This window comes from Pseudomonas imperatae, from assembly GCF_057128625.1.
The window spans coordinates 103,292-126,363 of sequence record NZ_JBSKHP010000016.1; the positions used below are offsets into that span (position 1 = coordinate 103,292).

Genomic DNA, 23,072 nt, shown 5'->3' on the forward strand with positions numbered 1-23,072 from the left:
TCCTCAGTTCAAAGGGTCGGGACGGCAAGGTTGTTTGAGCAGCGCGCCACAGGCCGGCCGGGCCGCTGGCACTGCTACCCCGGTGAGTTCACCCAGCACCAGGCGCGAAGGGTGCGCGGCGTCGTGCAGCACGCTGTTGCGGCTGGGGATGGAGAAGTAATCGAAGCCATAGCCGCCGGTGCCGGACGGCGTGTCCACCCACAGGCGCAGGCGCGAGCCCTTGCGGAACGGGTGCGAGAACGGCGGTATTTCCACCCGGCCCAGGGCGGGCACGTTGGGCAGCATCGGCTGGATGCCGTCCGGGTCGTCCAGCAACCAGGGGCGCAGCGCGGTGGAACGCGCCTCATCCAGCTTGCGCAGGGACATGCGCAGCCAGCCGCGCTGCACGAACACCTCCTGGCCGTCGGGGCGCACTTCGGTGACGGTCACCTGCAGGTCGGTGTCCGGCGCCAGGAAGGTGGTCAGCCACAGGTCGGCGCTGGCGGTGCCGTAGGTCAGCAGGTCACGCTGCAGCGGTGCGCTGGTGTAGGCCAGGCTGCCCTGCTTCCACACCGGGTGCTGCGCGCCCCAGGCGTTGTCGTTTAGGTAGGTGTTCACCTCCGGGCCGGGGATGGGGTAGTTGTAGCTGTCCGGGGCACCGCCGCCCTGCCCGTGCTCCACCAGGCTGCCGTGCTCGCCCAGGGCGAAGGTCACCGGCTGCACCGCCAGGGGGAAATGGTCGCGCTCGATGGTCCAGCCTGGCCGCGCGGTTTCATTGGGTTCATGGCGGCCGCCGTCGCGCTTGTCGGCCACGGTTTCCTGCCACACCTCCACGCGCGGGGTGTGCTCGAAGCCGTTGGCCTTGCCTTTGACGAAGTGATCGAGGAAGGCGATCAGCTTCTGCCGGAAGCGCTCCGACTCATACAGGTTGTGGCCGCCGCTGGACTCCACCAGCCACAGCTGGTTGGGGTCCAGGCGCTCCTGGTAATAGCCCTCGCGGGCCAGCACGGCCTCGTCCTGCCAGCTGTGCATGGACAGCACCGGCACCTTGATGCGCGCGGCCTGCTCGCGCGGGCTGCGCTGGTTGGCCCAGGCGTCGCGCAGCGGGTGGCGCAGCAGGTTGTACATCAATGAAGTGCTGACCACCTTGGCCTGGTTCTGGGTGACCTGGGCCAGGCAGCGCTCATCGTTTTCGGCCTTGGCGCTGGCCTTCACCGCGTCCCAGCGCATGTCCACGAACCAGTGCCACGAGGTGGTGAACGCCTGGTTCGGCACCCCGCCCGGCGCCCAGCTGTCGCTGCGCGCATCGCCGATCACCATGCCCGGGGCGATGGCCTTCAGGTGCGGTGGCTGGGCGGCGGCCGTCATCAACTGCGACATGCCCGACCACGACCAGCCGAACATGCCGATGTCGCCGTTGGACCAGGGCTGCGCGGCGGCGAACTCCACCGCGTCGCGGCCGTCCAGGCCATAGGCCGGGCCCAGGAAATCGAAGGTGCCCTGGCTGCAGCCGGTGCCACGGGCCTGCACGCCCATCACCGCGTAGCCCTGCTCCACCAGTTGCTTGTCGGTGGCCACCGAGAAGGTTTCGTTGTCGTGCAGGTACGCCGGGCCGCCGATGCTGCCCGAGTCATAACCGCTGTAGCGCACCACCACCGGGAAGCGCCCCTCGCCCTTGGGCAGCAGCACCGAATAGCGCAGCTGGGTGCCGTCGGCGGCGGCCAGGTAGCCGGTCACGCGCTTGCCCCAGAACGGCTGCCAGCTGCGCGCCGGCCCCTCCTGGGCGCCGGGTTCGGCGGCCTGCACGGCCACGCTTGCCAGCAGCGACAGGGCCAGCGCACAGGTGATGTGATTGAATTTTTTCGCGAACATGGAAGGCCTCGACCTGCACAGTGAAAGACGGCTCAAAAGGATTTGGTCACGGACGCGACCACCGTGGCGGAACAGTCGCCGGCGCTGCCGAACGCCGAATAACATTCGGCCCTGGACAGGTCGGTATCGATGTAGGCCGCCTTCCACAGCAGGCCCAGGAACGGCTTGCTCAGCGACACGCCCCAGTCGCGGTAGGTGCTGCGGAACGAGCCGTCGCCGGCCTGGTAGGCCTGGTCATCGTGGGTGTCGGTGTAGCCGTAGCGCAGGTTGAGCAGGGTCTGGTACGGCAGCGGCACGTTGTATTCCACCCAGGTGATGAAGCGGTCGTTGTCGCGCGGCTTGATCACCACGCCATAGGGCGCCAGCTGCGCGGCCAGGGCCTGGCGCGCCGGCGGGTTCTGCAGGTTGCTGGAATACTTGAAGCCCAGCGTGGCGCCGTAGACGCCGAACGTGCCGATCCATTCGTTGAAGTTCACCCAGCTGTCCTTGGGGTAGTCGTAGGCCACGTAGGCCAGGGAAAAGCGTGTGTTCTGGCTCAGGGGCCGGGCAATGCCGGCGTAGTAGTCGAACTCCCGGCGCGTGGCCGTGCCGAAATCGACGTTGGTGGTGAACACCCCGGCGAATAGCCCGCTGGGCTTGTGCACCAGGGTGGCCGCGGTCAACAGCGCCGGGTTGCCCTGGGTCAGCGAGAAACCGCCCACCCGGTAGTCACTGGCGGCGGTGGCGTCGACGTTGAGCATCACCTCCGGGGTCAGGTCAAAGGCCTGGCTTGGCAACGTGCAGCTCGCACTGGCGAGCCCCACGGCCACGAATACCCACTTGTTCATGTACTTCTGCTCCGTTGTTTTGTTTGAAATGGCAGAAAAGTTCAAGCGACAGCTGTTTTGTTTTTGGTGTGTGAATGTTGCGGGTGCAGCGGTGCCCGGGCCGTGCTCGGGGAGCCGGCCGTGCTGGTTAACGGGTGAACGGGGTCAGACGTCCGAGCGGATGCGGTTCCACAAGCGCGTGATCAGGCGCTGCACCTTCAGCGACGGCGGCTCTATCTGGAACAGCAGCCCGCGGTCCTTGTCCGGCACGAACAGGTTTTCCTCGGCGCGCAACGCCGGGTCTATCAGCGGCGTGCTGGCCGGGTTGGGGTTGGGGTAGCCGATCTCGTTGCTGACGCGGGCGATCACCGCAGGCTGTAGCAGGAAATCCATGAAGGCATGGGCCTGCACCAGGTTCTTCGCGCCCTTGGGAATGACCATGTCGTCCGACCACATCAGCGTGCCCTGGCGTGGCAAGGCCAGGCCGATGTCATTGCCGTTGTGCGCCGCCTTGGCCATGTTGCGCGCCGCCAGCATGCCGCCCGACCAGCCCAGGGCCACGCAGATATCGCCATTGGCCAAATCCTGCGGGTACTTGGCCGAGTTGAAGTAGCGCACGTACGGGCGTATCGCCTGCAATAGCGCGGTGGCCTTGTCGTAGTCGGCAGGGTTGCTGCTGCTGGGGTTCAGGCCCAGGTAATTCAGGGCGATGGGGAACACCTCGCTGGGGCTGTCGAGGATGGCCACCCCGCACTGGCTGAGCCTGGCGATGTTCTCGGGCTTGAACAGCAGGTCGTAGTCGCGCATGTCCACGCCCTTGCCCAGCACCGCCTCGACCTTGGCCTTGTTGTAGCCCAGCAGCGTGCTGCCCCACAGGTACGGCACGGCGAAGCGGTTGCCCGGGTCCAGGCCTTCACGTTGGTGCATCAGCACAGGGTCCAATTGCTGCCAGTTCGGCAGTTGCTGGCGGGCCAGCGGCAGCACCGCCCCGGAGTTGATCAGCGTCGGCAGCTGGCTGCTGCTGGGGAACGCCACGTCGTAGCCGGAGTTGCCGGTCAGCAGCCGCGCTTCAAGGGTCTGCGGGCTGTCGAAGATGTCGTAGATCACCTCGATGCCGGTGCGCTGCCTGAAGTCTTCAAGCACGTCCTTGGGCAGGTACTCGATCCAGTTGTAGATGCGCAGCTGGCCGCCGATGGGTTCGGCCCGGGCGCCCAGCCCCGCCACCGCGCACAGCAGCCCGGCCAGGCTTGCGGATAACAAGCGTTTCATCGAAAGACTCCAGCAAAGGTCAGGGTCACAGCGCGGTTGCCAGCGCCCGAATCAGGCGCAGGGTGTCGACGTCCAGCACGCTCTCGGCCACCGGCAGCGAGGACTGCTTGACGATGACCACCTGGCGGCTGAAATCCACGTAAAGGTACTGGCCATGGATGCCCACCGCCAGCAGCGCCTCGCCGGGGTACACGTACCACTGGCTGCGGTAGGTGGCGCCGGGGCTCCACTGGGCGAACGCCGGGTTGGCGGCGTACACCGCCGGGTCGCCGCCGGCCAGCACGTTGTCAATCACCTGTCGCGGCAGCAGGCCCTGGCCGCCGGCCAGCAGCATGGCGCCGAAGCGGGCCATGTCGCGCAGGGTGGCGTTGAAGCCTGCGCCGGCGACGTTGCGGCCCCAGGGGTCGGCGATGAAGAAGCCGTCGCGGTCACAGCCCAGGCCCTGCCACACCGTGCTCAACTGCTGGGCGCAGCTGACCCCGCTGGCGCGCTCCATCACCCAGGCCAGCGCCTCGGTAGTGGCGGTGACGTAGTGGAAGAAGCCGCCGTGCTCGCCGTTCTTGCGGGTGGCGGGCAGGTATTCGTACAGCGATTGATAGGCCGCCTGCACGTCGGCGGGTGGCAGCGTCAGGCCGCAGGCGTAGCCGAACTGCGAGCTGCCCGAGCGCGGGTCGTCGTAGACCTCGTCGTAATCGATGGCCACCGCCATGTCCAGCAGCTGCCGCACCGTGGCGTCGCCGAAGGCGCTGCCGGCCAGCTCCGGCACGTAGGCCGTGGCCAGCGCCTGCTCCACCAGCACGCCCTGGCGCACCAGGTCCTGGGCCAGCAGGCCGATCAGCGACTTGGTCACCGAAAACATGATGTGCCGCTTCATGGGCGCGTGGCCGTTGAAATAGCGCTCCTGCACCACCGCCCCCGCCTTCATCACCAGCCAGCCGTCAGTGCAACTGGCCAACAGGTGCTCGTGCAGGCCCACGCTGGCCCCCGAGGCGCTGTGAAACTGAAAGTTTTCAAGCCGTGGTTCGCCCTGGGGCAGCGGTTGCGCCGGCGCCTGGCCACGGGGAACGCTGATGCTGGGGCGAATACGGCCCAGGTTCAGGAACGCCCAGCGGTTGTACGGCGGCTGCATGAAGTTGTGCCAGGTGACGCGCGCCGCTGGCTGCGGCGGAAAGCCCTGCATCAACGCCGGGTGCGGCTCGGCGTCGGTGGCAGCGTAGGCGCTGCGCAAGGCCTGGTGAAAATCGGTGCTCATGAACGCTTCCCTCTGTCGTGATGGGAATAGTTTTATTGCGATAAAACGTTTTAGTCAAATAAAACATTTGCCTCGACTAATCCTTCGATTAGAATCAAGCACTTAAACCTTCGGGGTGCGGGAGACGGCATGAGCGGATTGCGGGAAAGGCAGAAGCAGCAGCGGCGAGAAGCCATTCTCGAGGCGGCGCTGGGTTTGTTCGACGACCAGGGGTTCGCCGCCACCACGGTGGAGCAGATAGCCGAGCGCACCGGGGTGTCGATCCCCACGGTGTTCAACTACTTCGGCAGCAAGCAGGACATTCTGCTGGCGGTGGTGGAACAGGCCGACCTGCGCGCCGTCAACGATGCGCAGCTATCGATGCCGGCGTTCGATAACGCCGTGGACGCCATGTGCCACCTGGAAGCGCTGATTGTGCAGCACGAACTACAGGTGCTGCCGCCCAGCATCTGGCGCGAGCTGCTACCGCTGGGGCTGGTGGGGCCCAAGCCTGCGACCGTGCTGCCGCTGAACGCGCGGCTGGTGGAAGAGATAGCGCGGCTGCTGCACGACCTGCAGGCGCGCCAGTTGTTGAGCCAGGCCATCGACGTGGACTTCGTGGCGTACTTCCTCAACGACTACAGCTCGATGCAGTTCATGCGCCTGGTACAGGAAGACCCACCGGACTTCACCGCGCACCAGGCGCGGGTGCGGCAGATGACGCAGATGCTGTTCGACGGCTTGGCGCCGCGATGATGGGAGCCGCGTATGGTATGGGTATGGCCTCTCCCCACGAAAAGGCAACCGCGCGACGTCAGGTATTACGCGATCGCCTTTTCGCGGGTAGAACCCGTTCCCACAAGGGCGCGGCGTGGCAGCAACTGTCTTGCCCAGTTAATGACGTCCGACCACGCCGCGTCCTGCCTGAAGCTGCGCGGCGCCCGTGACGCGGCCTAGAGCCGCTGCTACGTCCCGCTGCCTGCGCAGCCTACTCCACCCTGATGATCTCCAAATACTCCATGGAAAACTCTATGGGTGGCCGAACCTCATTAATTCCAACTACATACGCGGAGAGCAAACGGATCGTCGAGTTAACATCCACCCGCCCGGTATACGTCGCCCATTGCACGGAGCCTGGCGCCTCAATCAAAACTTGCTGCGGGGACAAAATACGAAGCGCATCCCCTGCCTCGCCGGTTTTGTAACGAACGGTAACTTCATAAGCCCCGGCCATCACATTTATATCCACAAGGGCGATCGAGGCATAGTCATTAAAGTTGACCACAGCCAAATGCAACGCATGGCCTTCTGGGCTGCTCACCCGTTCAAGCCTGACTCCCGGAGGGTAATAGGGATACCAGCCCTCGAGATCAAACTCGAAGTCCCAGCGAAGTGACGGAGCCCGCTCTTTTACTGTTACAGTCCAACGGGGGGATACCTCGCTGTCGCCATACATCGCTCTTGCGGTGAACACGTGAACCGCTACTGACAACCCACCCACAGTCAAGTGCCAGGTGCCATCGGCGTTGACCGTGGCGATACCTAACGGAACACTCCCATCGAATAGTTGTACTTGTCGACCGGGACTGGCGCTACCGCTGAGGATCAGTGATGTCGCTGAAGTACTGCCTGGGTTCCCGACCGGCCGGCCCTCGGGGTCGACAATGGATGTAATAGCCAGCCCTGGACCTGCCAGCGTATGCACGCGGTAATCGTGCATGACGAAGTTGACAACGCCAGCATCACTACCCTCTATTGCTACTTGCATGCGCAAGGTCAGGGTACTGCCGTTGCGCAACGCCCGTAGGCGACTAATTGGGATAGGCCGGGTTACCCCACTTGAAGCAGTCACCGGCAGGTTATTCGCCAGCGTTATGACCGTACTGGTGCCGTCCGTCAACACTCCTGTCGCCTCCAGCGAATACTTCTGCAGCAACGGAACAATAAACGGCCATGCCGCCACCGTAGCCGTGGCATCCGCGGTCAATTGCGACACGTCCAACTCATCCGTGCCACCTGCTTCCAGAATAGTGGGGCGCGGCAATGCGCTCGGCGCTATCGCCAACACCTGCAACGGCGTGGGCAAGGAAGTACCAATCGCCTCCCCACCGGCATTACGAAACACCGCATAATCCACCTTTACGGCTTCGCCCAGTGCCGCCGCAAGAAACTCCCGCGGCACCACCGCCTGTACCTGCCCATCGATGGTCACGAACACCCATTGCATATACGACGGCGGTGCTCCGGCCACCGTCCATAATCCGGCCAGCATATTGCCTATCTTTAGCCGCGCATCAGTTACCGTGAGCGTCGCGGTGTTTTCTTCATTGCTCGTACCCGGCTTGATAGGATTCAGCGTGGTAACCGAGGTGCCTGTCGCATCACGCATCAGCGGCGCTGGCCACGGCTCCCCAACGGCTTCGCCGATGACGTCAATCCGCAGGTACCTGGACGGTCTGGCTGGCGTAGTCCCTCCCGCATCCTGCACCCCATAGGAAACATACGCATACCCCCCAGCAATGGCCACCGCCTTGGCATTGGGCACCGTGAAAGTCAATAATCCCGGCACGTTGGCTACCGTCAAAGCCTGTTCGAATGCCTCTGGCTGACCCGTTGAGGTTTGCCCATGCCACCGAACCACTACCCGGTCACCCAGCACAAAGCCTGGCAGGAAGGTTTCCACGTACACGTACACGTCGTTGATGCCCAACTCGGCCAACCGCAACACGCCTCCGGGGGCCTCCTGTACCGTTGGCGCCGGCAGCGCATTCACGTTTGCGTGCACGAATACAAGCGTAATAACCGACCAGTGCCGGTCGTCAGTATCCTGCGAGACATTGTTGACCTGGTCGTATACCCGATAAAAAACCATCAGGTCCCGGCCGTCACCACCGTGCTCAATCACCGCAGCGGTAATGTCGATCTCGATGTGGCGTCCCACCTCGCCCGGGAGCACCGTTCGTGGCTGCAGTGCAAAACCGTTCCAGCGCAGGTCGATGACGTCGTAGCTGGCCATGTTTTCATAGGGGCTGATGGTGACCTTGAAGCCGGCTTGGGCATCAGCCTCGCTGACGCCGTCGTCGATGATGTGCGACGGCAGCACGGGTGCAAACAGATTCTGGTGCTGCGGTGCAGGGTCGTGGTCGATGCCGCCGGGGCGCGTCAGTTTGATCCGATAAAACCGCGGCCGTGCCTCCTCCGGTGAGTCCGCGGAACGAGTCACGGTGTAATGGATGGAGATGGTTTGGTCGGTGCCCGGCATAAACGTGCCGTAGGGAATGTGCAGGTTGACAGCGACATCGGGAACGACCACGAAGTCGGTCAACACCAGAACATTGTCGAAATACACCCTGATTTCATCATTTTCTTTCATATTGACGTAGGGTTCGACCACCACCAGCAAGCCGGTAATCGGGCTCACCAGATTCAGGCCAATGCCTCCCAAGGTTTCGTTGATGTCCAGCGAGGCGGGAATCACCAATTTGAGTAACGTCCGTGGACTGTGATCTGGGGCAGACAGGGTTGTGCCACTGTCGGTCGACTGGCCGGGGACTCTGGGGTGGATTAAAGGCAGGTTTTTTTGTAGCAGTGGATTGAAAACCATGATCTGCAACTCCGCAGTAGCTGGAGCGCTGATTGGGCACTATTGGCGGGTGTCCAACAACTGTAAGAACTGACAGGTGGGCCGGGGGCCTTATGCGGTCGGCGCAGCAGCCACTGCCTGGCCCAGTACTGCATCCATTACATCCCCCTTCCTTTCTACAGCGCTACATAAGCGTAAAATCAGACACACCTTCCTGCTCACTGAAAAACTATACCCACTGTCATTTCTAACAGGTGACGGAAAAAGATAAGAGCCCTACCCTGTCGACTCGCAACTTCCTTCAGGAGTTACAGTGTCATGAACATCCCCAGTGACTCAACCAATACCGTCCTCCATGAAATATTCGACAACCTGGCAACTCAGGAAATACTCCCCAACCTTCCTCTCAGGCTACCTGGCTTCACGATTCACTATCGCTATCAAACCGCTCCTAACAATGACAAGCTATGGATTGCAGAAACGCCACATTGGGTGAACGGCCCTCATGAGAATATGCGAGAGCAAAGTCTTTTTGTCGAAAACGAAGGGCTAAATATTGTAGAACTCTCGTTTCACACGCCCCAGCAACGCGTTTCATTTTACTATTTCTGTGGCCACCCGGGAGGCCGTGTTTACGCCTATAACGCAGCCAATGAGATAGTCAGCTCTTTTATCATGAGTACAATGTACCTGCACCAAGCTATTATCCAGGAACCCAACATGGTACGTCTTGTGTTCCAGGTTAATTACAATTGTGCATTTGACAACTTCACCTTGGAATACTGAGCACTCAACCAACCATCGGCCTGTTGGCGGGACTGCTGCCTGGTGCCGGAAGACCCACCGGACCTGACCGCGCACCAGGCGCAGGTGCGGCAAATGACGCAGATGCTGTTCGACGGCTTGGCGCCGCGGCCCACTACCGCGTAGCAGCTGCCGCAGGCTGCGTCCGGACAACCGCGGTGCCTTTGGACGCGGCCTGCGGCCGCTGCTACAGGGGTCCTGCGATATACGCGAGGGGTGATGCTGCCAGCCCCATACGTTCACACCACGTAATCCACCTGGTGCCGCGCGATGCGGCAGTCGCCCAGGGCGCGTTTTACCCGCAGGTGCTCGGGGTGGGTGGCGTAGGCCGCCAGGGCCTGGGCCGAGGCGAACTCGCTGTACAGCACCACGTCGCAGGCGTAGTCGATACGACTGAAGTCCACCCCCACTTCGATCTTCAGCAGCCCCGGAATCAACCCCGCCAGCCCTTCGAACTGCTCCTTGAGGAACTGGCAGGCCTGGCGGTTGCGCTCCGGGGTGTCCCCCGCCAGGTTCCACATCACGATATGCTTGACGGTCTTGTCATCCATGGCCTCAGCCCTTGTTCTTCTGGTAAACATCCACGAACACGGCGGCCAGCAGCACCGCCCCCTTGATCATCTGCTGGTAATCGATACCGATGCCCATGATCGACATGCCGTTGTTCAGCACGCCCATGATGAACGCGCCAATCACCACGCCCACCACCTTGCCCACGCCACCGGAGGCCGAGGCGCCGCCGATGAACACCGCGGCAATCACGTCCAGTTCAAAGCCGGTGCCGCCGCGCGGGGTGGCGCTGTTCAGGCGCGCGACGAAGATCAGCCCCGCCACCGCCGCCAGCACGCCCATGTTGACGAAGGCGAAGAAGGTCACCCGCGCGGTGTTGATGCCCGACAGCCGCGCCGCCTTGAGGTTGCCGCCCACCGCGTACACCCAGCGGCCGATCACCGTGCGGTTCATGATGAAGGTGTACAGGCCAATCAGCACGCTCATGATCACCAGCACCGTGGGGATGCCACGGTAGGTGGACAGCAGGTAGCAGAAGTACACGATCAGCGCGGTGACCACGCCGTTTTTCAGGGCGAACACCAGCATCGGCGCCACGTTGCCGCCACTTTTCAAGGTACGCAGGCGGCTGCGGTATTCGATCACCCAGAACGCCACGGCCACGGCGATGCCCAGCAGCAGCGAGGTGATGCGCAGCTGTTCATGGCTGAACAGTTCCGGCACGAAGCCTGAGCTGATGGCCGAGAACGCCGGCGGGAACGGGCCGATGGACTGCCCCTGGGAGATGGCAATGGTAGCGCCGCGGAAAATCAGCATGCCCGCCAGGGTAACGATGAACGACGGCATGCCCCACACCGCCACCCAATAGCCCTGGGCTGCGCCGATCAAGGCACCGGCCAGCAGGCAGATCAGGGTAACGGTGAAGAAATCGAGGCGGTACTGCACCATCAGCACTGCGGCGATGGAGCCGACCACGCCCACCACCGAACCGACCGACAGGTCGATATGGCCGCAGACGATGACCATCAGCATGCCCAGCGCCATCACCACGATGTAGCTGTTCTGCAGCAGCAGGTTGGTGAGGTTCAGCGGTTGCATCAGCGCACCGCCGGTGGCCACCTGGAAGAACACCATGATGACAATCAGCGATACCAGCAGGCCATATTCGCGCGCGCCGCGCTTGAACGAGGTCAGGGGGCCGGGTTTGGAAGAGAGAGGCAGGCTGGCTTCACTCATTGGATCACCTCGTTTTTCATGATTGCGTGCATGATTTTTTCCTGCGAGGCGTCGGCGGCGAGGAACTCGCCCACGAAACGCCCTTCGTTCATCACATAGATGCGGTCGCAGGTGCCCAGCAGTTCAGGCATCTCCGAAGAGATCATCACCACCGCGCGCCCTTCGCTGACCACCTGGTTGACCACACCGTAGATCTCGTACTTGGCGCCCACGTCGATGCCGCGGGTGGGCTCGTCGAGGATCAGCACCTTGGGGTCGGAGAACAGCCACTTGCCCAGTACCACTTTCTGCTGGTTGCCGCCCGAGAGCTTTTCCACCGACTGGGTCACGTCCGGGCTGCGAATACGCAACCGCGCGCGAAAGCCGTCGGCCACCGCCGTCTCGCCCAGTTCGTTCATCACCCAGCGCCGCGACACGGCGGCCAGGTTGGCCATGGAGGTGTTGTGGGTGATGCTGTCGCCCAGCACCAGGCCGGCCCCCTTGCGGTCTTCGGTGGCGTAAGCCAGGCCCTGGTCGATGGCCTTGCGCACAGTGCCCAGGTCCACCTCGCGGCCCTCCAGACGCGCCGTGCCACGCACGTTGACACCGTAGGAACGGCCGAACACGCTCATGGCGAACTCGGTGCGGCCGGCGCCCATCAAGCCGGCGATGCCCACCACTTCGCCGCGGCGCACGTGGAAGTTGATGTTGCGCACGCGGTCGCGCTCGGGCCGCTGGGGGTCGCCCACCGACCAATCGCGCACCTCGAACAGCGTCTCGCCAAGGGCCGGCACGCGCGTGGGGTAGCGGTCGGACAGCTCGCGGCCGACCATGCTGCGCACCACCCTGCCCTCGTCGATGCCGTCGGCGCGGCAGTCGATGACGTCGACGGTGCTGCCATCGCGGATCACCGTGATCTCATCGGCCACCCGGCCTATCTCGTTGAGCTTGTGCGAGATGATGATCGAGGTGATGCCGCGCCCCTTCAGCTCCAGCATCAGCCGCAGCAGGGTGTCGCTGTCTTTCTCGTTGAGGCTGGCGGTTGGCTCGTCGAGGATCAACAGGCGCACGTCCTTGGCCAGCGCCTTGGCAATTTCCACCATTTGCTGCTGGCCGATGCCCAGGTTGCCCACCAGGGTCTGCGGCCGTGCGTCCAGGCCCACCCGCGCCAGCAGGTCGCGGGCCTTGAGGTGCGCCGCGTCCCAGTCGATCACGCCGTGGTGGGCGATCTCGTTGCCCAGGAACAGGTTTTCGGTGATCGACAGCATCGGCACCAGCGCCAGCTCCTGGTGGATGATGCAGATGCCCAGCGCCTCGCTGTCACGCAGGCGCTGGAAGGTGCGCGGTGCACCGTCGAAAATAATTTCACCGTCGAAGCTGCCGTGGGGGTAGACGCCGCTGAGGATCTTCATCAGCGTCGACTTGCCGGCACCGTTCTCGCCGCAGATGGCGTGGATCTCGCCCGCGCCCACCTTGAGGTTGACACCGCTCAGCGCCTTCACCGCGCCGAAGCTTTTGCGGATGTCGCGCATCTGCAGAATCATTGCAGCTGCGCCTGGGTGTAGAACTTGGTGTCGTCCACCAGCACTTTCTGCCAGTTGCCGCCGTTCACCAGTTGCGGCGTCAGCAGCTGGGTGGGCACTACCATGGAGCCGTTGTCATAGGAGGTGGTGTCGTTGACGCTGACCGCCTTGCCGCTGAGCTCGGCGTCCATCATCTGCGCGGCAGCCCCGGCCAGCGCGCGGGTGTCCTTGAAGACGGTGGAGGTCTGGTCGCCGCGGATGATCGACTTGACGCTGCCCACTTCGGCGTCCTGGCCGGTGACGATCGGCATCGCTGCCTTGCCGCTGCCGTAGCCCACGCCGCGCAGCGAGGACACCACGCCGTTGGCGATCTGGTCGTTCATGGCCAGCACGGCGTCCAGGTGCGCGGTGCTGTAGAAGGCACTGAGCAGGTTGTCCATGCGCGCCTGGGCCAAGGCCCCGTCCCAGTTCGGCGTGGCCACTTTGTCGATGGCCTGCTGGCCGCTGCGAATCACCAGTTTGCCGCTGTCGATGTAAGGTTTGAGCTGCGACATCACCCCGGCGTACACCACGTGGGCATTGTTGTCGTCGGTGGAGCCGGCGAAAATTTCCAGGTTGAACGGGCCCTTGCCTTCCTTCAGGTGCAGCGCATCGACGATGGACTGGCCCTGCAGCACACCGGTGCGGTAGTTGTCGAAGGTCACGTAGTAGTCGAAGTCCTTGGAATTGCGGATCAACCGGTCATAGCTGATGACCTTGATGCCCTTCTCCTTCGCCTGCTTGAGCACGTCGGCCATGGTGGTGCCGTCGATGGGCGCGACGATCAGGCCCTTGATGCCCTTGACCATCATGTTTTCGATTTGCGACAGCTGCGTGGGCGCCTCGTACTGGGCGTATTGCAGGTCGGTGTCGTAGCCCAGCTGCTTGAGCGAGTCGACGATGTTGGCACCGTCCGACACCCAGCGCGCCTCGGTTTTCGACGGCATGGCGATGCCGATGGTGCCCTTGGTGTTGGTTTCCTGTTTGTTGCAGGCGGCCAGTGCCACCCCCAGTATCACGACAGCAGCGGCCTTGATGAATGTATGCATGGCGTCCTCGACTTTGTTGTTGTGGTTTTCTCGGGCATGCAGAGCCCCAGTCGGCTCGAAATCAATCGGGCCGAGCGGGCACTTCGCGTACCGGGACTGCGGGTGGTGTTACAGCGCCAGGGCGACTTCCTGGCCGTTGGCATCAGCGGACTCGAACAGTGCCTCGAGGATCACGTTGATGTCATGGGCCTGGGTGGCCGGCACGTTGGATGGCGCGCCGGTATACACCGAGTGCATGAAGGCCGCGGCTTCGCGGTCGAAATACACCGGGTTGCCGATCTCGGCGATTTCCGGCGAATAGACGGTCTTGCGCACCGCCCAGATCTCCGGGAAGCTGTTTTCGTTCCAGTGGGTCCAGCCCTGCTGGTGGCCGTTCTTGCCGTCGTGGTACAGCTTGTACGAGGCCGGCATGGGCGTGGAATGCATCACGCCGTGGGTGCCGTAGGCGGTGATGTCCCAGCTTTCGGTCCAGGGCATCGGGTCCCAGGACATGAAGTCGATGGTCACCAGCTTGTCGTCATAGTTGAGCACCGCGCCCACGGCATCTTCGCGGGCCGAATCGCTCATCTGCCCGGCGAACTTGGTGATGCGCGCGTTCACTGATTTCGGCTTGCCGAAGTGCAGCAGGATGCGATCGATGGTGTGGCAGCCGATCACGTAGAACGCGCCGCCACGGTCGCCCGGCTGCTTCATGTGGTTGGTGTCGGCCTCGTCGTGGGAGCAGCCGGCGTGGGCGCGCACCTGCAGCACCTTGCCGATCTCGCCGCTCTGCAGCACCTGCTGCATCTTTTCCACCGACGGCGCGTAGCGCCAGCAGTAGCCCACCTGGAACAGGCCGCCGGTGCGTTCGACGGCTTCGACGATACGCTGGGTGTCCTGGGTGCCGCGGCCGGCGGGTTTTTCGCACAGCACTGCCTTGCCGGCTTCCAGGGCCTCGATGGCCCACTCGGCCATCAGGTAGCTCTTGGGGTGCACCAGCACGATGTGCACGTTGGGGTCGGCGAGGATCGCTTCCTTGCTGCGCGGCTGCACGTCCAGTGCGTCGCAGAACGGCTGCAGCAGCGGCGTGTCGTCGTAGGCGCCGTGGAACTGCACGTTGGCCAGGCGCTTGAAGGCCTTGACGCGGCCCGAGGTGTGCGGGTGGGTAATGCCCAGGCAGGCCACGCCGATTGGGGTGCCGCGCTCACGTTGGTAAGTCATGGTTGTTCTCCTGTTATCCGCGGCTTAAAGCTTGACCGTGCGGCCGCTGGCCACCGATTCCACGCAGGCGTCGGCCAGCTTCAGGGCTTTCAGGCCATCCTGCACGGTGGTAGGCAGCGGCTTCTTGTGCACCAGGGCGTCGATGTAGGCTTCCAGTTCCGACTTGTAGGCCTGCTGGTAGCGTTCCAGGAAGAAGTTCAGCAGCGGCTCGCGGGCATCGGTGACGTCCTGGCTCCAGCGGCGGATGGTGGTGGGCCGCAGGTTGTCCATTTGCAGCATGCCCTTGGCGCCGAACACCTCGATGCGCTGGTCGTAGCCGTACACCGCGTTGCGGCAGTTGTTGATGTGGCACTGCTTGCCCGAGGCGGTTTGCATCTGCACCATGGCGGTGTCGTAGTCGTCGTACTTTTCCATCATGGCCGGGTCGATCAAGCGGCTGCCGATGGCGTTGATTTCCACCGGCTCCTCGCCCAGCAGCCAGCGGCCGATGTCCAGGTCGTGAATGGTCATGTCGCGAAAGATGCCACCCGAATGCTGGATGTAGTCTTCGGGGGCCAGGCCAGGGTCGCGACTGGTGATGACTACTTGGCGCACTTCGCCGATGTCGCCGGCGTCGATGGCAGCGCGCATTTCGGCGAAGGTGCTCTCGAAGCGGCGGTTGAAGGCCAGCATCACGCGGCCGTTCAGGCGCTCCACTTCTTCCACCGCGGCCAGGCTCTTGGCCATGTCCAGGTCGATGGGTTTTTCGCACAGCACCGCCTTGCCCTGGCGCACGGCGCGCAGCATCAGGTTGATGTGGGTGTGGGTGGGCGTGCCGATGACGATGGCGTCGACGTCGGCGCGGTCGATGGCCGCCTCGCAATCGGTCATGGCTTCGGCGCCCAGCTCATCGGCCAGGCGCGAGGCGGCCTCGGCGAAGGGGTCGGCCACCACCACCAGTCTGGCCAGTTTGCTCGCGGCCACGTTGGCTGCGTGGATCTTGCCGATACGGCCTGCGCCCAATACTGCGATACCTACCATGTTGTTTCTCCTGAAAACGCTGTTGTTTGTATGTGTGGGAGCTGGCTTGCCAGCGAGCTGTTGAACGGCTGAAAAGCTCGCTGGCAAGCCAGCTCCCACATTTTTTTCAGAACTTGATGTTTTCAAACTGCGCCATGGTGGTGTCGAAGGCCCGCTTGGCCGCGACGTCCAGGGGCAGCTTGCGCAGCTCGGCGCTGATCAGCTCCACGCCCCACGGGCCGCGGTAGCCGACGTTGACCACTTGCTGAATGAACTCCGGCACGTCCAACTGCCCTTCCCCACACAGCTTGCGGTGGTGGGTGGAGTCGTTGAAGAACGACTCGACCACCGCATGGTTGGCGTCGTCCAGCTCGATGGACTTGATCAGTTCCAGCGGGATCTTGCTGATTTCGTCGAAGCTCATGCCGCCACGGGCCACGTGCCAGGTGTCCACCAGCAGGCCGCCGTTGGGGCGCACGCCTTCGGTGACGGCGATGGCGCGGTCGATGGTGTTGACGCTGGAGAACGGCAGGAACTCGATCACCACGTTGGTGCCGTAGGGGGCGGCGGCATCACAGAGGATGGCAAAGGCATCACGCATGCGTGCCACGTCAGGTGGGCCTTCCTCGAACAGCCCGCCGGCCACTTTCAGGCTGCGCGCGCCCAGCTCGCCGGCTATTTCCAGCAGCTCGTCGCGAATCACGTGGGAGGCTGCCAGCACGTCACCTTCCAGGTGCCAGTCGGTCAGGAACTCGACTTCCACGTGCTTGATGCCGTTGTCCTTGAGAATGTTGCGCACGGTGGAGATGCCCAGCTTGGCGACGTTGTGCACCAAGTCCGCGTGCACCAGGCCCATGCCGCGCCAGCCGGCCTTGGCCGCCGCCTCGGCACGCGCCTGCAGGGAAAACGGGCTGATCTCGCTGGGCGCGCCGGGGTAGGTATCACCGGCCAGGGTCCAGTAGGCTGCAAGCAGTTCAACGTTTTTGTCGGGCATGTCGATCACTTTTGATTGTCGTTGAAGATCGGGTCGAGGTATCAGGCCGTAGTCAGGACGAAGTCCCAGTTCACGGCCAGGTAAGGCACTTGCAGGTCGTAGCGCTGGGCCGTGGCCGCGTCGCTCTGCGTGGTGAATTCGGCGATCAGCTCTTTCTTCACGCCGAACACCGTGTCCTCGTGCAGGTACGGGCAGTCGGGGGTGAAGATGTGGGTAATGACCTGGTCGTAGCCGGGCGCGGTGACGATGAAGTGCAGGTGCGCGGCGCGGTTGGGGTGGCGCCCCAATTGGCCCAGCAACTTGCCCACCGGGCCGTCGGCCGGAATCGGATAATGCCGTGGCTTCACCGTGCGGAAGGCGTAGTAGCCGTCGGCGTCGGTGGTGAACAGGCCGCGCAGGTTGTACTCGGGCTGCACGCCCTTCTGCTGGACGTCGTAGAATCCGTCGTCGTTGGTCTGCCAGATGTCCAGGGTGGCGCCGACAATCGGGTTGCCGTCGGTGTCCAGCACCCGGCCGCTGACCAGGGTCGGCTCACCTTTGCCGTCCAGGCAGATGTTGGCGCCGTTCTCGTAGCGCGGCGCGTCAGCCACGTAGAACGGGCCGAGGATGGTGTTGGGGGTGGCGCCACTGGGGCGGCGGTGGTTGATGGCGTCCACCAGCATGGTCACGCCCAGCACGTCAGACAGCAGAATGTATTCCTGGCGCCAGTCAGTGCACATGTGGCCGGTGCTGGTGAGAAATTCGATGGCCTTGAACCACTCTTCGTGGGTGGGCTCGATTTCCTTGATGGCCGCGTGCAGGTGGCGGGTGATGACGGACATGACCTCGCTCAGGCGCGGGTCGGCTTCGGCGGTGATGCGCGCGTTGACGATCTCGGCCGAACGCTCTTCCTCGAAGAGCCCGCCTACGGGCGTGTCGGTGTTCAGGTGAGCAGTCATGGCTTGATGTCCTTGATCATTATTGTGGAAGGCCGGTGGTCGGTGTCAGCAGGCATTGGCGTTGGCACTGGCGCGGCGCCAGGTGCGGCCGCCCAGGCGCTGCTGCATGAATTGCTCGATCTGCTCCAGGGTCATGCCCTTGGTCTCTGGCAGCCACAGGGTGCAGAACACGATGGAGCCGATGTTGATGACGGCGAACAGGAAGAAAGTCATGCCGCCCATCACGCTGAGCATCAGCGGGAAGGCGAAGGCGACGACGGCGTTGAACAGCCAGAAGATGCCGACGCTGATGCCGTTCATCAAACCGCGCACGTGGGTGGGGAACAGTTCGGACATCAGCAGCCAGTACACCGGGCCGATGCACATCTGCATGAAGAACAGGAACATCAGCACGCCGCCCAGCGCCAGGTAGCTTTGCAGCAGCGAGTGGGGCATGAAGTTCATCACCACGCCGAGGAAGATCTGCGCCAGCACCACCACGGTCAGGCCCAGCAGCAGGATCGTGCGCCGGCCCAGGCGGTTGATCAACCACATGCCGATCAGCGTCGCCACCACCGCCACCACGCCGTTGCCGATGGTGGCGATCAGTGCGGCGTGGGTGCCCATGCCGGTTTCCTTGAGGATCATGGGGGTGTAGTACATGAAGGCGTTGACGCCGGTGAACTGGATGATGAAGCCCAGGGCGATGCCGATGCCCAGCAGCTTGAGCAGCCAGGGCTCGGCGAGCTTGGCCAGGCTGCCGCCATGGCGGCGCTCGACGTCGCACTGGGCGATGATTTCCTTCAACTCACGGTCCACTTCGCGGTGGGTGTCGCGAATGCCCAGCAAGGTGGCCTTGGCTTCGTCGATGCGGCCCTTGCTGACCAGCCAGCGCGGCGACGACGGCACGAAATGCATGCCCACGTACAGCAGCGCCGCCGGAATCAGCGCGATGGCCAGCATGTAGCGCCACACCTGGGGGCTGTCGAACAGGTGCACCAGGCCGGCGCTGGCGATGTAGGCCAGGCATTGGCCGGAGACGATCATCAGTTCACTCTGGCACACCAGCCGGCCGCGATGCTTGGGCGCGGCCAGCTCGGCGATCAGCACCGGCACTGCCGACGAGGCGCCGCCCACGGCGATGCCCAGCACGAAACGGGTGGCGACCATGCTCCACAGGGTGGGCGACAGCGCGGTACCCAGGGCGCCCAGGGCAAACAGCACGGCCAGGGCCTTGAGCACGCCGAGGCGGCCATAACGGTCGGAGAGTTGGCCGGCGAACAGTGCGCCGAAAGCGCCGCCGAAGATCAGTGCCGAGGCCACCAGGCCTTCGGACATGGGCGTAAGGCCCAGGCCGCCCTGGGCGGGTTCCAGGGCCATGAATGGCAATGCGCCGGAGATGACCCCGGTGTCGTAACCGAACCCCAACGAGCCCATGGTGGTGATGGCGGCAATGCGCCAGAGGATTTTCGCGGACGCGCCAACGGCGGCGGTTTGGTTACTGGACATGAGGTCAACCTTTATTGAATTTATGTGTACGCTCAGTGGGGAGGAGATTACTGCGATTGAATTGGAAAAAACATGCCGCAATGGCAAATGTGTTTTCCATCTAGTGGAAAACCGCGCCGCCCTCCCCCAACGGCGCGCATTGCCGTGCAGGCGCTCTAGAACCGGGCCTGCACCTTGAGGCCGGCGATCAGCGCGGCATCCACCTCACGCACGCCGCCCGGGTTCTTCACGTATTGCAGGTTCGGCCGCACCGTCAGCCAGTTGGTCACGTGCACGCCGTAATAGATCTCGCTGCTGGTCTCGTTGTATTGCAGCGGGATATACCCCGGGTCGTTGTAGTCGCTGACGCCGTTGGCCTGGTTCTGCAGCCGCGCGCGCTCGCGGTAATCGGCGTTGGTGTGCACCTGGGCGATACCTATGCCCAGGTCATCCAGGGGGCGGCTGTCGAGCAGCCCCTTGTAGACGATGCCGGCCTGGATAAAGTGGTCAACCTGGCTTGTGGCCTTGTCGTGGTGGGTGAAGTTGGCGAACACCGACAGGCCGCGCTTGGGGTCGCCGTCGCGCGCGGTCAGTTGCTGCTGCACCACCAGCCAGTAACCGTGGCGGCTGCCATGTTCCTCGAAGGCCTGGCCGGTCAATGGCTGAGGGTTGCCGTTGCGATCTTCCAGCACGTCGTTGGCGTTGGCGCTGCTCTTGTAGTAGCCCAGGCGGTACTCGCCAGGCAGCGAGTTGAAGGTGGGGCTCCACACCAGCTCCACCGGTATCAACGCACCCTGGGTGCCACTGCCGCTCAGCTTGAAGCCGTTGCCCACTTCAAGGTTCGACGGGTTCTGCTCGAACACGCCGACCTGCGCGTACCATTCGGGCGCGAACTGGTAGCGTGTGCGAATGGCCCACTGGCTGACGGGCCAGTTGTACCAGATGTCGCCAATCCAGTTGGCCGCCTGGGCACCGCAGAACGGCGTGCTCTGGAAGTCGCAGGGAAAACTGTTGAAGTCCGAGCCTTCGTCGAAGCGGCCGGCCTTGATGTCCAGGGCACCGTCGAACCAGGCCTTGCTCATCCACATCTCGGTGAGACGCCAGGTCTGGCCGCGGCCGTACACTTCCTGGGACGAGGAATAGCCACCGGTGCGCGGGTCGGCGATGCGGTCATTGGTCAGGTTTCGGCCGTCGCGTTCGGTGATGGTCAACTGGAAGCGGGTACTGTCCCAGCCCAGCAGTTTCTGCAGGTCGGCCTTGACGCCCACCGCGTACTGCTCGGTCCAGCGTGCGGTGTGGTCCTTGTCGTAGCCCCCGTGGGCGTTGGCGGCCATTTCGCCGGTGTAATTGAGCTGTACATCCACCCCTTGGTCCAGCCAACCGCTGCGCGCCCCACCCCAGTCCCCGGTCATCCAGTGGGAGTCGGCGGCAAACGGTTGATTATCGGCACAAGCCAGCCCGGGAATCAGCAGGCAAAGGCTGACCGCAACCGTGCTTTTGGCAAAGTCTTTCATGCGTGACGTTTCCTTGTTGTTGGTCTTGTTATTAACGTGCGGGCGAAGTGAAGCCGGGCGCCATTATTGCCCTGGGCAAATACGAATAAATGGACCAGGCCCCGTGGCTGCTGGGGTTCGCCGCTTCCCAGCGCCACGGATCATAGGGGGGTGAAGTTCGAGTGAATACCCGTTGAAAACTTAAATGTGAATTCCGCCACGCGGAAAACTGGCTAACGGGTCCAATAACGCTCGTGTTCGTGTTTATTGAAATCGGCCAGCAGGAATTCAATGAACACGCGCAACTTCGCCGGCATGTAGCGCCTGCTCTGGAATGCCATGTTGATGGTCAGCCGTGGCAAATCCCAGTCGTCCAGCACCGGTATCAGCCGCCCCGCCACAAGATCGGCGTTGATGATGTACTTGGGCTGCACCAGGATGCCGCCGCCGGCCAGGGCGGCAGCGCGCACTATCTGGCCGTCGTTGGTTTCCAGGATCGGCTCGGCCTTGAACGCCGCCTCTTCCTTGCCTCGGGTGAAGCGCATGGTGCGCGGCTGGTTGGCGTGGCTGTAGATCAGCAGGTCATGGTTGGCCAGGTCGTCGATGGACCTGGGCGTGCCCTTGCGCTGCAGGTAGCCGGGGGACGCCGCCAGCACCCGGCGGGTCTCGGCCAGGCGGCGAATGGTGATGTTGGAGTCCGGCTCGTATTCCTTGGTGCGGATGGCCAGGTCGATCTCGCTGTCGATGATGTCGAAGTAGCGGTTCTCGCCCAGCAGCTTCACGGTGATGTGCGGGTACAGCTTGCGGAACGCCGGAATCAGCGGCGCGATGTGCAGCATGCAGAAGGAAATCGACGAGGTGATGGTCAGCGTGCCCACCGGCTGCACCAGCGATTCGCTCAGCGAGGCCTCGGCTTCCTTCAACTCGCCCAGCAGGCTTTTGCAGCTGGTATAGAACTGGTGGCCGGAATTGGTCAGGGCCAGGCGCCGGGTATTGCGGTCGATCAGCCGCGTGTTCAGGCGCTGCTCCAGCGCCACCAGGTGGCGGCTGGCGGCGGCGTTGGAAAGGCCCAGAATCTCTGCCGCCTTGCTCAGGGTGCCCACTTCGGCGGTCAGTACAAACAGCTCAAGTTCGGTCAGGCGGTCCACTGTGTACGTCCTTTTTATTTTTTCACAGGTGAAATAAAGAATTCCGCGAGCGGCCTTTTCTTACATCCTGCGGAACTATAACGTGCGGCGCTACAGGCTGAGAAGCGTGCTGCCCCGCAGGAGTGACGATGCGCGATTTGGACGAAACCACCATTACCCAGGCAGTGCTGGCCTATAACCGCGGCACCGGCGATGCGCGCCTGTGTGAGCTGATGACCAGCCTGGTGCAGCACCTGCACGCCTTCGCCCGGGACATCAAGCTGACCGAAGCCGAATGGCGCCAGGGCATCGAGTTTCTTGGCCAGGTGGGCCAGGTGGCGCCGGCCAGCGAGGAATTCGCGCTGCTGTCCAACGTGTTGGGGCTGTCGACCCTGGTATTGGCGCAGAACGAGCGCAAGCCGGCGGCCTGCACCCAGGCCACCGCCTTCTACGTAGCCCCCGGCCCGAGTGCCGTGCTGCACGACCTGGGCGCCGACATCAACCCGCACCTGGGCGGCCCCAAGGGCTACGTGCAGGGCGTGGTACGCGACGACAAGGGCGCCGCCGTGCCCTACGCCGAACTGCACCTGCGCGTGGCCGGGGTGGAGGCGCTGCTGCAGGCCGACGACCAGGGCCGCTACCATTTCAGCACCTCGTTGCCCGGCAGCCAGCAAGTGCGCCACGACGGCCCGGTGAACCAGCTGCTGAGCGTGCTCAACCGCCATGCCTGGCGCCCGGCGCACCTGGCGTTTTCGGTAAGCGCCAGCGGCTACCAGCCGCTGACCACCCATGTGTACCGTGAAGGCGACCCGTACCTGGACTCGGACGCGCTGTTTGCCGTGCGCCCGTCGCTGATCACCCAGTGGCAATGCCAGCCGCCAGGCGCCACGCCCGATGGCGGCCACAGCGACGAGGTGTTCTACACCCTGGCGTTCGACTTTGTCCTGGCGAAACACGCCTGAACCCTGCCCCTG

General features: G+C 63.5%; 19 protein-coding genes. 3 read left to right on the plus strand and 16 right to left on the minus strand.

Annotated features, from left to right (window positions below; genetic code table 11):
- Positions 1 to 3: 3 nt before the first annotated feature.
- The 4 genes from ACWKWX_RS20495 to ACWKWX_RS20510 form a co-directional block, all read right to left on the minus strand.
- Positions 4 to 1,851: a CocE/NonD family hydrolase gene (locus ACWKWX_RS20495; protein WP_416424108.1), complete on the minus strand. Its 1,848-nt coding sequence runs from the start codon at positions 1,849 to 1,851 to the stop codon at positions 4 to 6.
- A 32-nt stretch (positions 1,852 to 1,883) separates the two neighbouring features.
- Positions 1,884 to 2,678, minus strand: a complete 795-nt coding sequence (locus tag ACWKWX_RS20500; RefSeq protein WP_473006578.1) for a TorF family putative porin — start codon at positions 2,676 to 2,678, stop codon at positions 1,884 to 1,886.
- 144 nt (positions 2,679 to 2,822) lie between these two features.
- A complete protein-coding gene (locus ACWKWX_RS20505; protein WP_483828728.1) occupies positions 2,823 to 3,926 on the minus strand; it encodes a polyamine ABC transporter substrate-binding protein in 1,104 nt (367 codons plus the stop codon).
- Between the two features lie 25 nt (positions 3,927 to 3,951).
- Positions 3,952 to 5,178, minus strand: coding sequence for a serine hydrolase domain-containing protein (locus ACWKWX_RS20510; RefSeq protein WP_483828729.1), 1,227 nt, complete (start codon positions 5,176 to 5,178; stop codon positions 3,952 to 3,954).
- Between the two features lie 129 nt (positions 5,179 to 5,307).
- Between ACWKWX_RS20510 and ACWKWX_RS20515 the strand changes: the two genes are divergently transcribed.
- A complete protein-coding gene (locus tag ACWKWX_RS20515; RefSeq protein WP_483828730.1) occupies positions 5,308 to 5,913 on the plus strand; it encodes a TetR/AcrR family transcriptional regulator in 606 nt (201 codons plus the stop codon).
- Positions 5,914 to 6,145: 232 nt separating this feature from the next.
- Here ACWKWX_RS20515 and ACWKWX_RS20520 read toward each other — a convergent pair whose 3' ends face one another.
- Positions 6,146 to 8,761 (minus strand): Ig-like domain-containing protein, encoded by a 2,616-nt coding sequence (locus ACWKWX_RS20520; RefSeq protein WP_483828731.1) that lies wholly within the window; start codon positions 8,759 to 8,761, stop codon positions 6,146 to 6,148.
- Positions 8,762 to 9,058: 297 nt separating this feature from the next.
- Here ACWKWX_RS20520 and ACWKWX_RS20525 point away from each other — a divergent pair, with 297 nt between their 5' ends.
- Positions 9,059 to 9,526 carry a hypothetical protein gene (locus ACWKWX_RS20525; protein ID WP_483828732.1) on the plus strand — a complete coding sequence of 156 codons (468 nt, stop codon included), beginning with the start codon at positions 9,059 to 9,061 and terminating at the stop codon, positions 9,524 to 9,526.
- 257 nt (positions 9,527 to 9,783) lie between these two features.
- Here ACWKWX_RS20525 and ACWKWX_RS20530 read toward each other — a convergent pair whose 3' ends face one another.
- The 11 genes from ACWKWX_RS20530 to ACWKWX_RS20580 all read right to left on the minus strand — a co-directional run bounded on the left by ACWKWX_RS20530 (position 9,784) and on the right by ACWKWX_RS20580 (position 22,119).
- A complete protein-coding gene (locus ACWKWX_RS20530; RefSeq protein WP_416424101.1) occupies positions 9,784 to 10,095 on the minus strand; it encodes a Dabb family protein in 312 nt (103 codons plus the stop codon).
- A gap of 4 nt (positions 10,096 to 10,099) precedes the next feature.
- The gene (gene mmsB / locus ACWKWX_RS20535) at positions 10,100 to 11,290 is read right to left on the minus strand and encodes a multiple monosaccharide ABC transporter permease (RefSeq protein ID WP_416424100.1); all 1,191 of its coding nucleotides are present in this window, start codon (positions 11,288 to 11,290) and stop codon (positions 10,100 to 10,102) included.
- Positions 11,287 to 12,813 (minus strand): multiple monosaccharide ABC transporter ATP-binding protein, encoded by a 1,527-nt coding sequence (mmsA, locus tag ACWKWX_RS20540; RefSeq protein ID WP_473006570.1) that lies wholly within the window; start codon positions 12,811 to 12,813, stop codon positions 11,287 to 11,289. The genes mmsB and mmsA overlap by 4 nt, the downstream gene beginning before the upstream one ends.
- Complete coding sequence (gene chvE / locus ACWKWX_RS20545; RefSeq protein WP_416424098.1) at positions 12,810 to 13,880, minus strand: multiple monosaccharide ABC transporter substrate-binding protein; 1,071 nt, start codon at positions 13,878 to 13,880, stop codon at positions 12,810 to 12,812. The genes mmsA and chvE overlap by 4 nt, the downstream gene beginning before the upstream one ends.
- A gap of 108 nt (positions 13,881 to 13,988) precedes the next feature.
- A complete protein-coding gene (locus ACWKWX_RS20550) occupies positions 13,989 to 15,080 on the minus strand; it encodes a Gfo/Idh/MocA family protein (RefSeq protein WP_483828733.1) in 1,092 nt (363 codons plus the stop codon).
- A gap of 24 nt (positions 15,081 to 15,104) precedes the next feature.
- Positions 15,105 to 16,100 (minus strand): inositol 2-dehydrogenase, encoded by a 996-nt coding sequence (gene iolG, locus ACWKWX_RS20555; protein WP_475504744.1) that lies wholly within the window; start codon positions 16,098 to 16,100, stop codon positions 15,105 to 15,107.
- Positions 16,101 to 16,206: 106 nt separating this feature from the next.
- Positions 16,207 to 17,073 carry a sugar phosphate isomerase/epimerase family protein gene (locus ACWKWX_RS20560; RefSeq protein ID WP_473006567.1) on the minus strand — a complete coding sequence of 289 codons (867 nt, stop codon included), beginning with the start codon at positions 17,071 to 17,073 and terminating at the stop codon, positions 16,207 to 16,209.
- A 41-nt stretch (positions 17,074 to 17,114) separates the two neighbouring features.
- Entirely contained in the window at positions 17,115 to 18,011 is an 897-nt protein-coding gene (locus ACWKWX_RS20565) for an intradiol ring-cleavage dioxygenase (RefSeq protein ID WP_483828734.1), read from the minus strand.
- A 45-nt stretch (positions 18,012 to 18,056) separates the two neighbouring features.
- Positions 18,057 to 19,499, minus strand: a complete 1,443-nt coding sequence (locus ACWKWX_RS20570; RefSeq protein ID WP_483828735.1) for a sugar porter family MFS transporter — start codon at positions 19,497 to 19,499, stop codon at positions 18,057 to 18,059.
- Positions 19,500 to 19,654: 155 nt separating this feature from the next.
- The gene (locus ACWKWX_RS20575) at positions 19,655 to 20,992 is read right to left on the minus strand and encodes a carbohydrate porin (RefSeq protein WP_483828736.1); all 1,338 of its coding nucleotides are present in this window, start codon (positions 20,990 to 20,992) and stop codon (positions 19,655 to 19,657) included.
- A gap of 212 nt (positions 20,993 to 21,204) precedes the next feature.
- On the minus strand, positions 21,205 to 22,119 hold the full coding sequence (locus tag ACWKWX_RS20580) for a LysR family transcriptional regulator (protein ID WP_416424091.1): 915 nt from the start codon (positions 22,117 to 22,119) through the stop codon (positions 21,205 to 21,207).
- A gap of 128 nt (positions 22,120 to 22,247) precedes the next feature.
- On the opposite strand from ACWKWX_RS20580, the gene ACWKWX_RS20585 reads away from it, so the two are divergent.
- On the plus strand, positions 22,248 to 23,060 hold the full coding sequence (locus tag ACWKWX_RS20585; protein WP_483828737.1) for a dioxygenase family protein: 813 nt from the start codon (positions 22,248 to 22,250) through the stop codon (positions 23,058 to 23,060).
- Positions 23,061 to 23,072 lie beyond the last annotated feature (12 nt).

Coding starts and splice junctions, on each gene's coding strand:
- ACWKWX_RS20495 (WP_416424108.1), bottom strand. CDS start 1,851: ATGTTCGCGAAAAAATTCAATCACATCACCTGTGCGCTGGCCCTGTCG.
- ACWKWX_RS20500 (WP_473006578.1), bottom strand. CDS start 2,678: ATGAACAAGTGGGTATTCGTGGCCGTGGGGCTCGCCAGTGCGAGCTGC.
- ACWKWX_RS20505 (WP_483828728.1), bottom strand. CDS start 3,926: ATGAAACGCTTGTTATCCGCAAGCCTGGCCGGGCTGCTGTGCGCGGTG.
- ACWKWX_RS20510 (WP_483828729.1), bottom strand. CDS start 5,178: ATGAGCACCGATTTTCACCAGGCCTTGCGCAGCGCCTACGCTGCCACC.
- ACWKWX_RS20515 (WP_483828730.1), top strand. CDS start 5,308: ATGAGCGGATTGCGGGAAAGGCAGAAGCAGCAGCGGCGAGAAGCCATT.
- ACWKWX_RS20520 (WP_483828731.1), bottom strand. CDS start 8,761: ATGGTTTTCAATCCACTGCTACAAAAAAACCTGCCTTTAATCCACCCC.
- ACWKWX_RS20525 (WP_483828732.1), top strand. CDS start 9,059: ATGAACATCCCCAGTGACTCAACCAATACCGTCCTCCATGAAATATTC.
- ACWKWX_RS20530 (WP_416424101.1), bottom strand. CDS start 10,095: ATGGATGACAAGACCGTCAAGCATATCGTGATGTGGAACCTGGCGGGG.
- mmsB (WP_416424100.1), bottom strand. CDS start 11,290: ATGAGTGAAGCCAGCCTGCCTCTCTCTTCCAAACCCGGCCCCCTGACC.
- mmsA (WP_473006570.1), bottom strand. CDS start 12,813: ATGATTCTGCAGATGCGCGACATCCGCAAAAGCTTCGGCGCGGTGAAG.
- chvE (WP_416424098.1), bottom strand. CDS start 13,880: ATGCATACATTCATCAAGGCCGCTGCTGTCGTGATACTGGGGGTGGCA.
- ACWKWX_RS20550 (WP_483828733.1), bottom strand. CDS start 15,080: ATGACTTACCAACGTGAGCGCGGCACCCCAATCGGCGTGGCCTGCCTG.
- iolG (WP_475504744.1), bottom strand. CDS start 16,100: ATGGTAGGTATCGCAGTATTGGGCGCAGGCCGTATCGGCAAGATCCAC.
- ACWKWX_RS20560 (WP_473006567.1), bottom strand. CDS start 17,073: ATGCCCGACAAAAACGTTGAACTGCTTGCAGCCTACTGGACCCTGGCC.
- ACWKWX_RS20565 (WP_483828734.1), bottom strand. CDS start 18,011: ATGACTGCTCACCTGAACACCGACACGCCCGTAGGCGGGCTCTTCGAG.
- ACWKWX_RS20570 (WP_483828735.1), bottom strand. CDS start 19,499: ATGTCCAGTAACCAAACCGCCGCCGTTGGCGCGTCCGCGAAAATCCTC.
- ACWKWX_RS20575 (WP_483828736.1), bottom strand. CDS start 20,992: ATGAAAGACTTTGCCAAAAGCACGGTTGCGGTCAGCCTTTGCCTGCTG.
- ACWKWX_RS20585 (WP_483828737.1), top strand. CDS start 22,248: ATGCGCGATTTGGACGAAACCACCATTACCCAGGCAGTGCTGGCCTAT.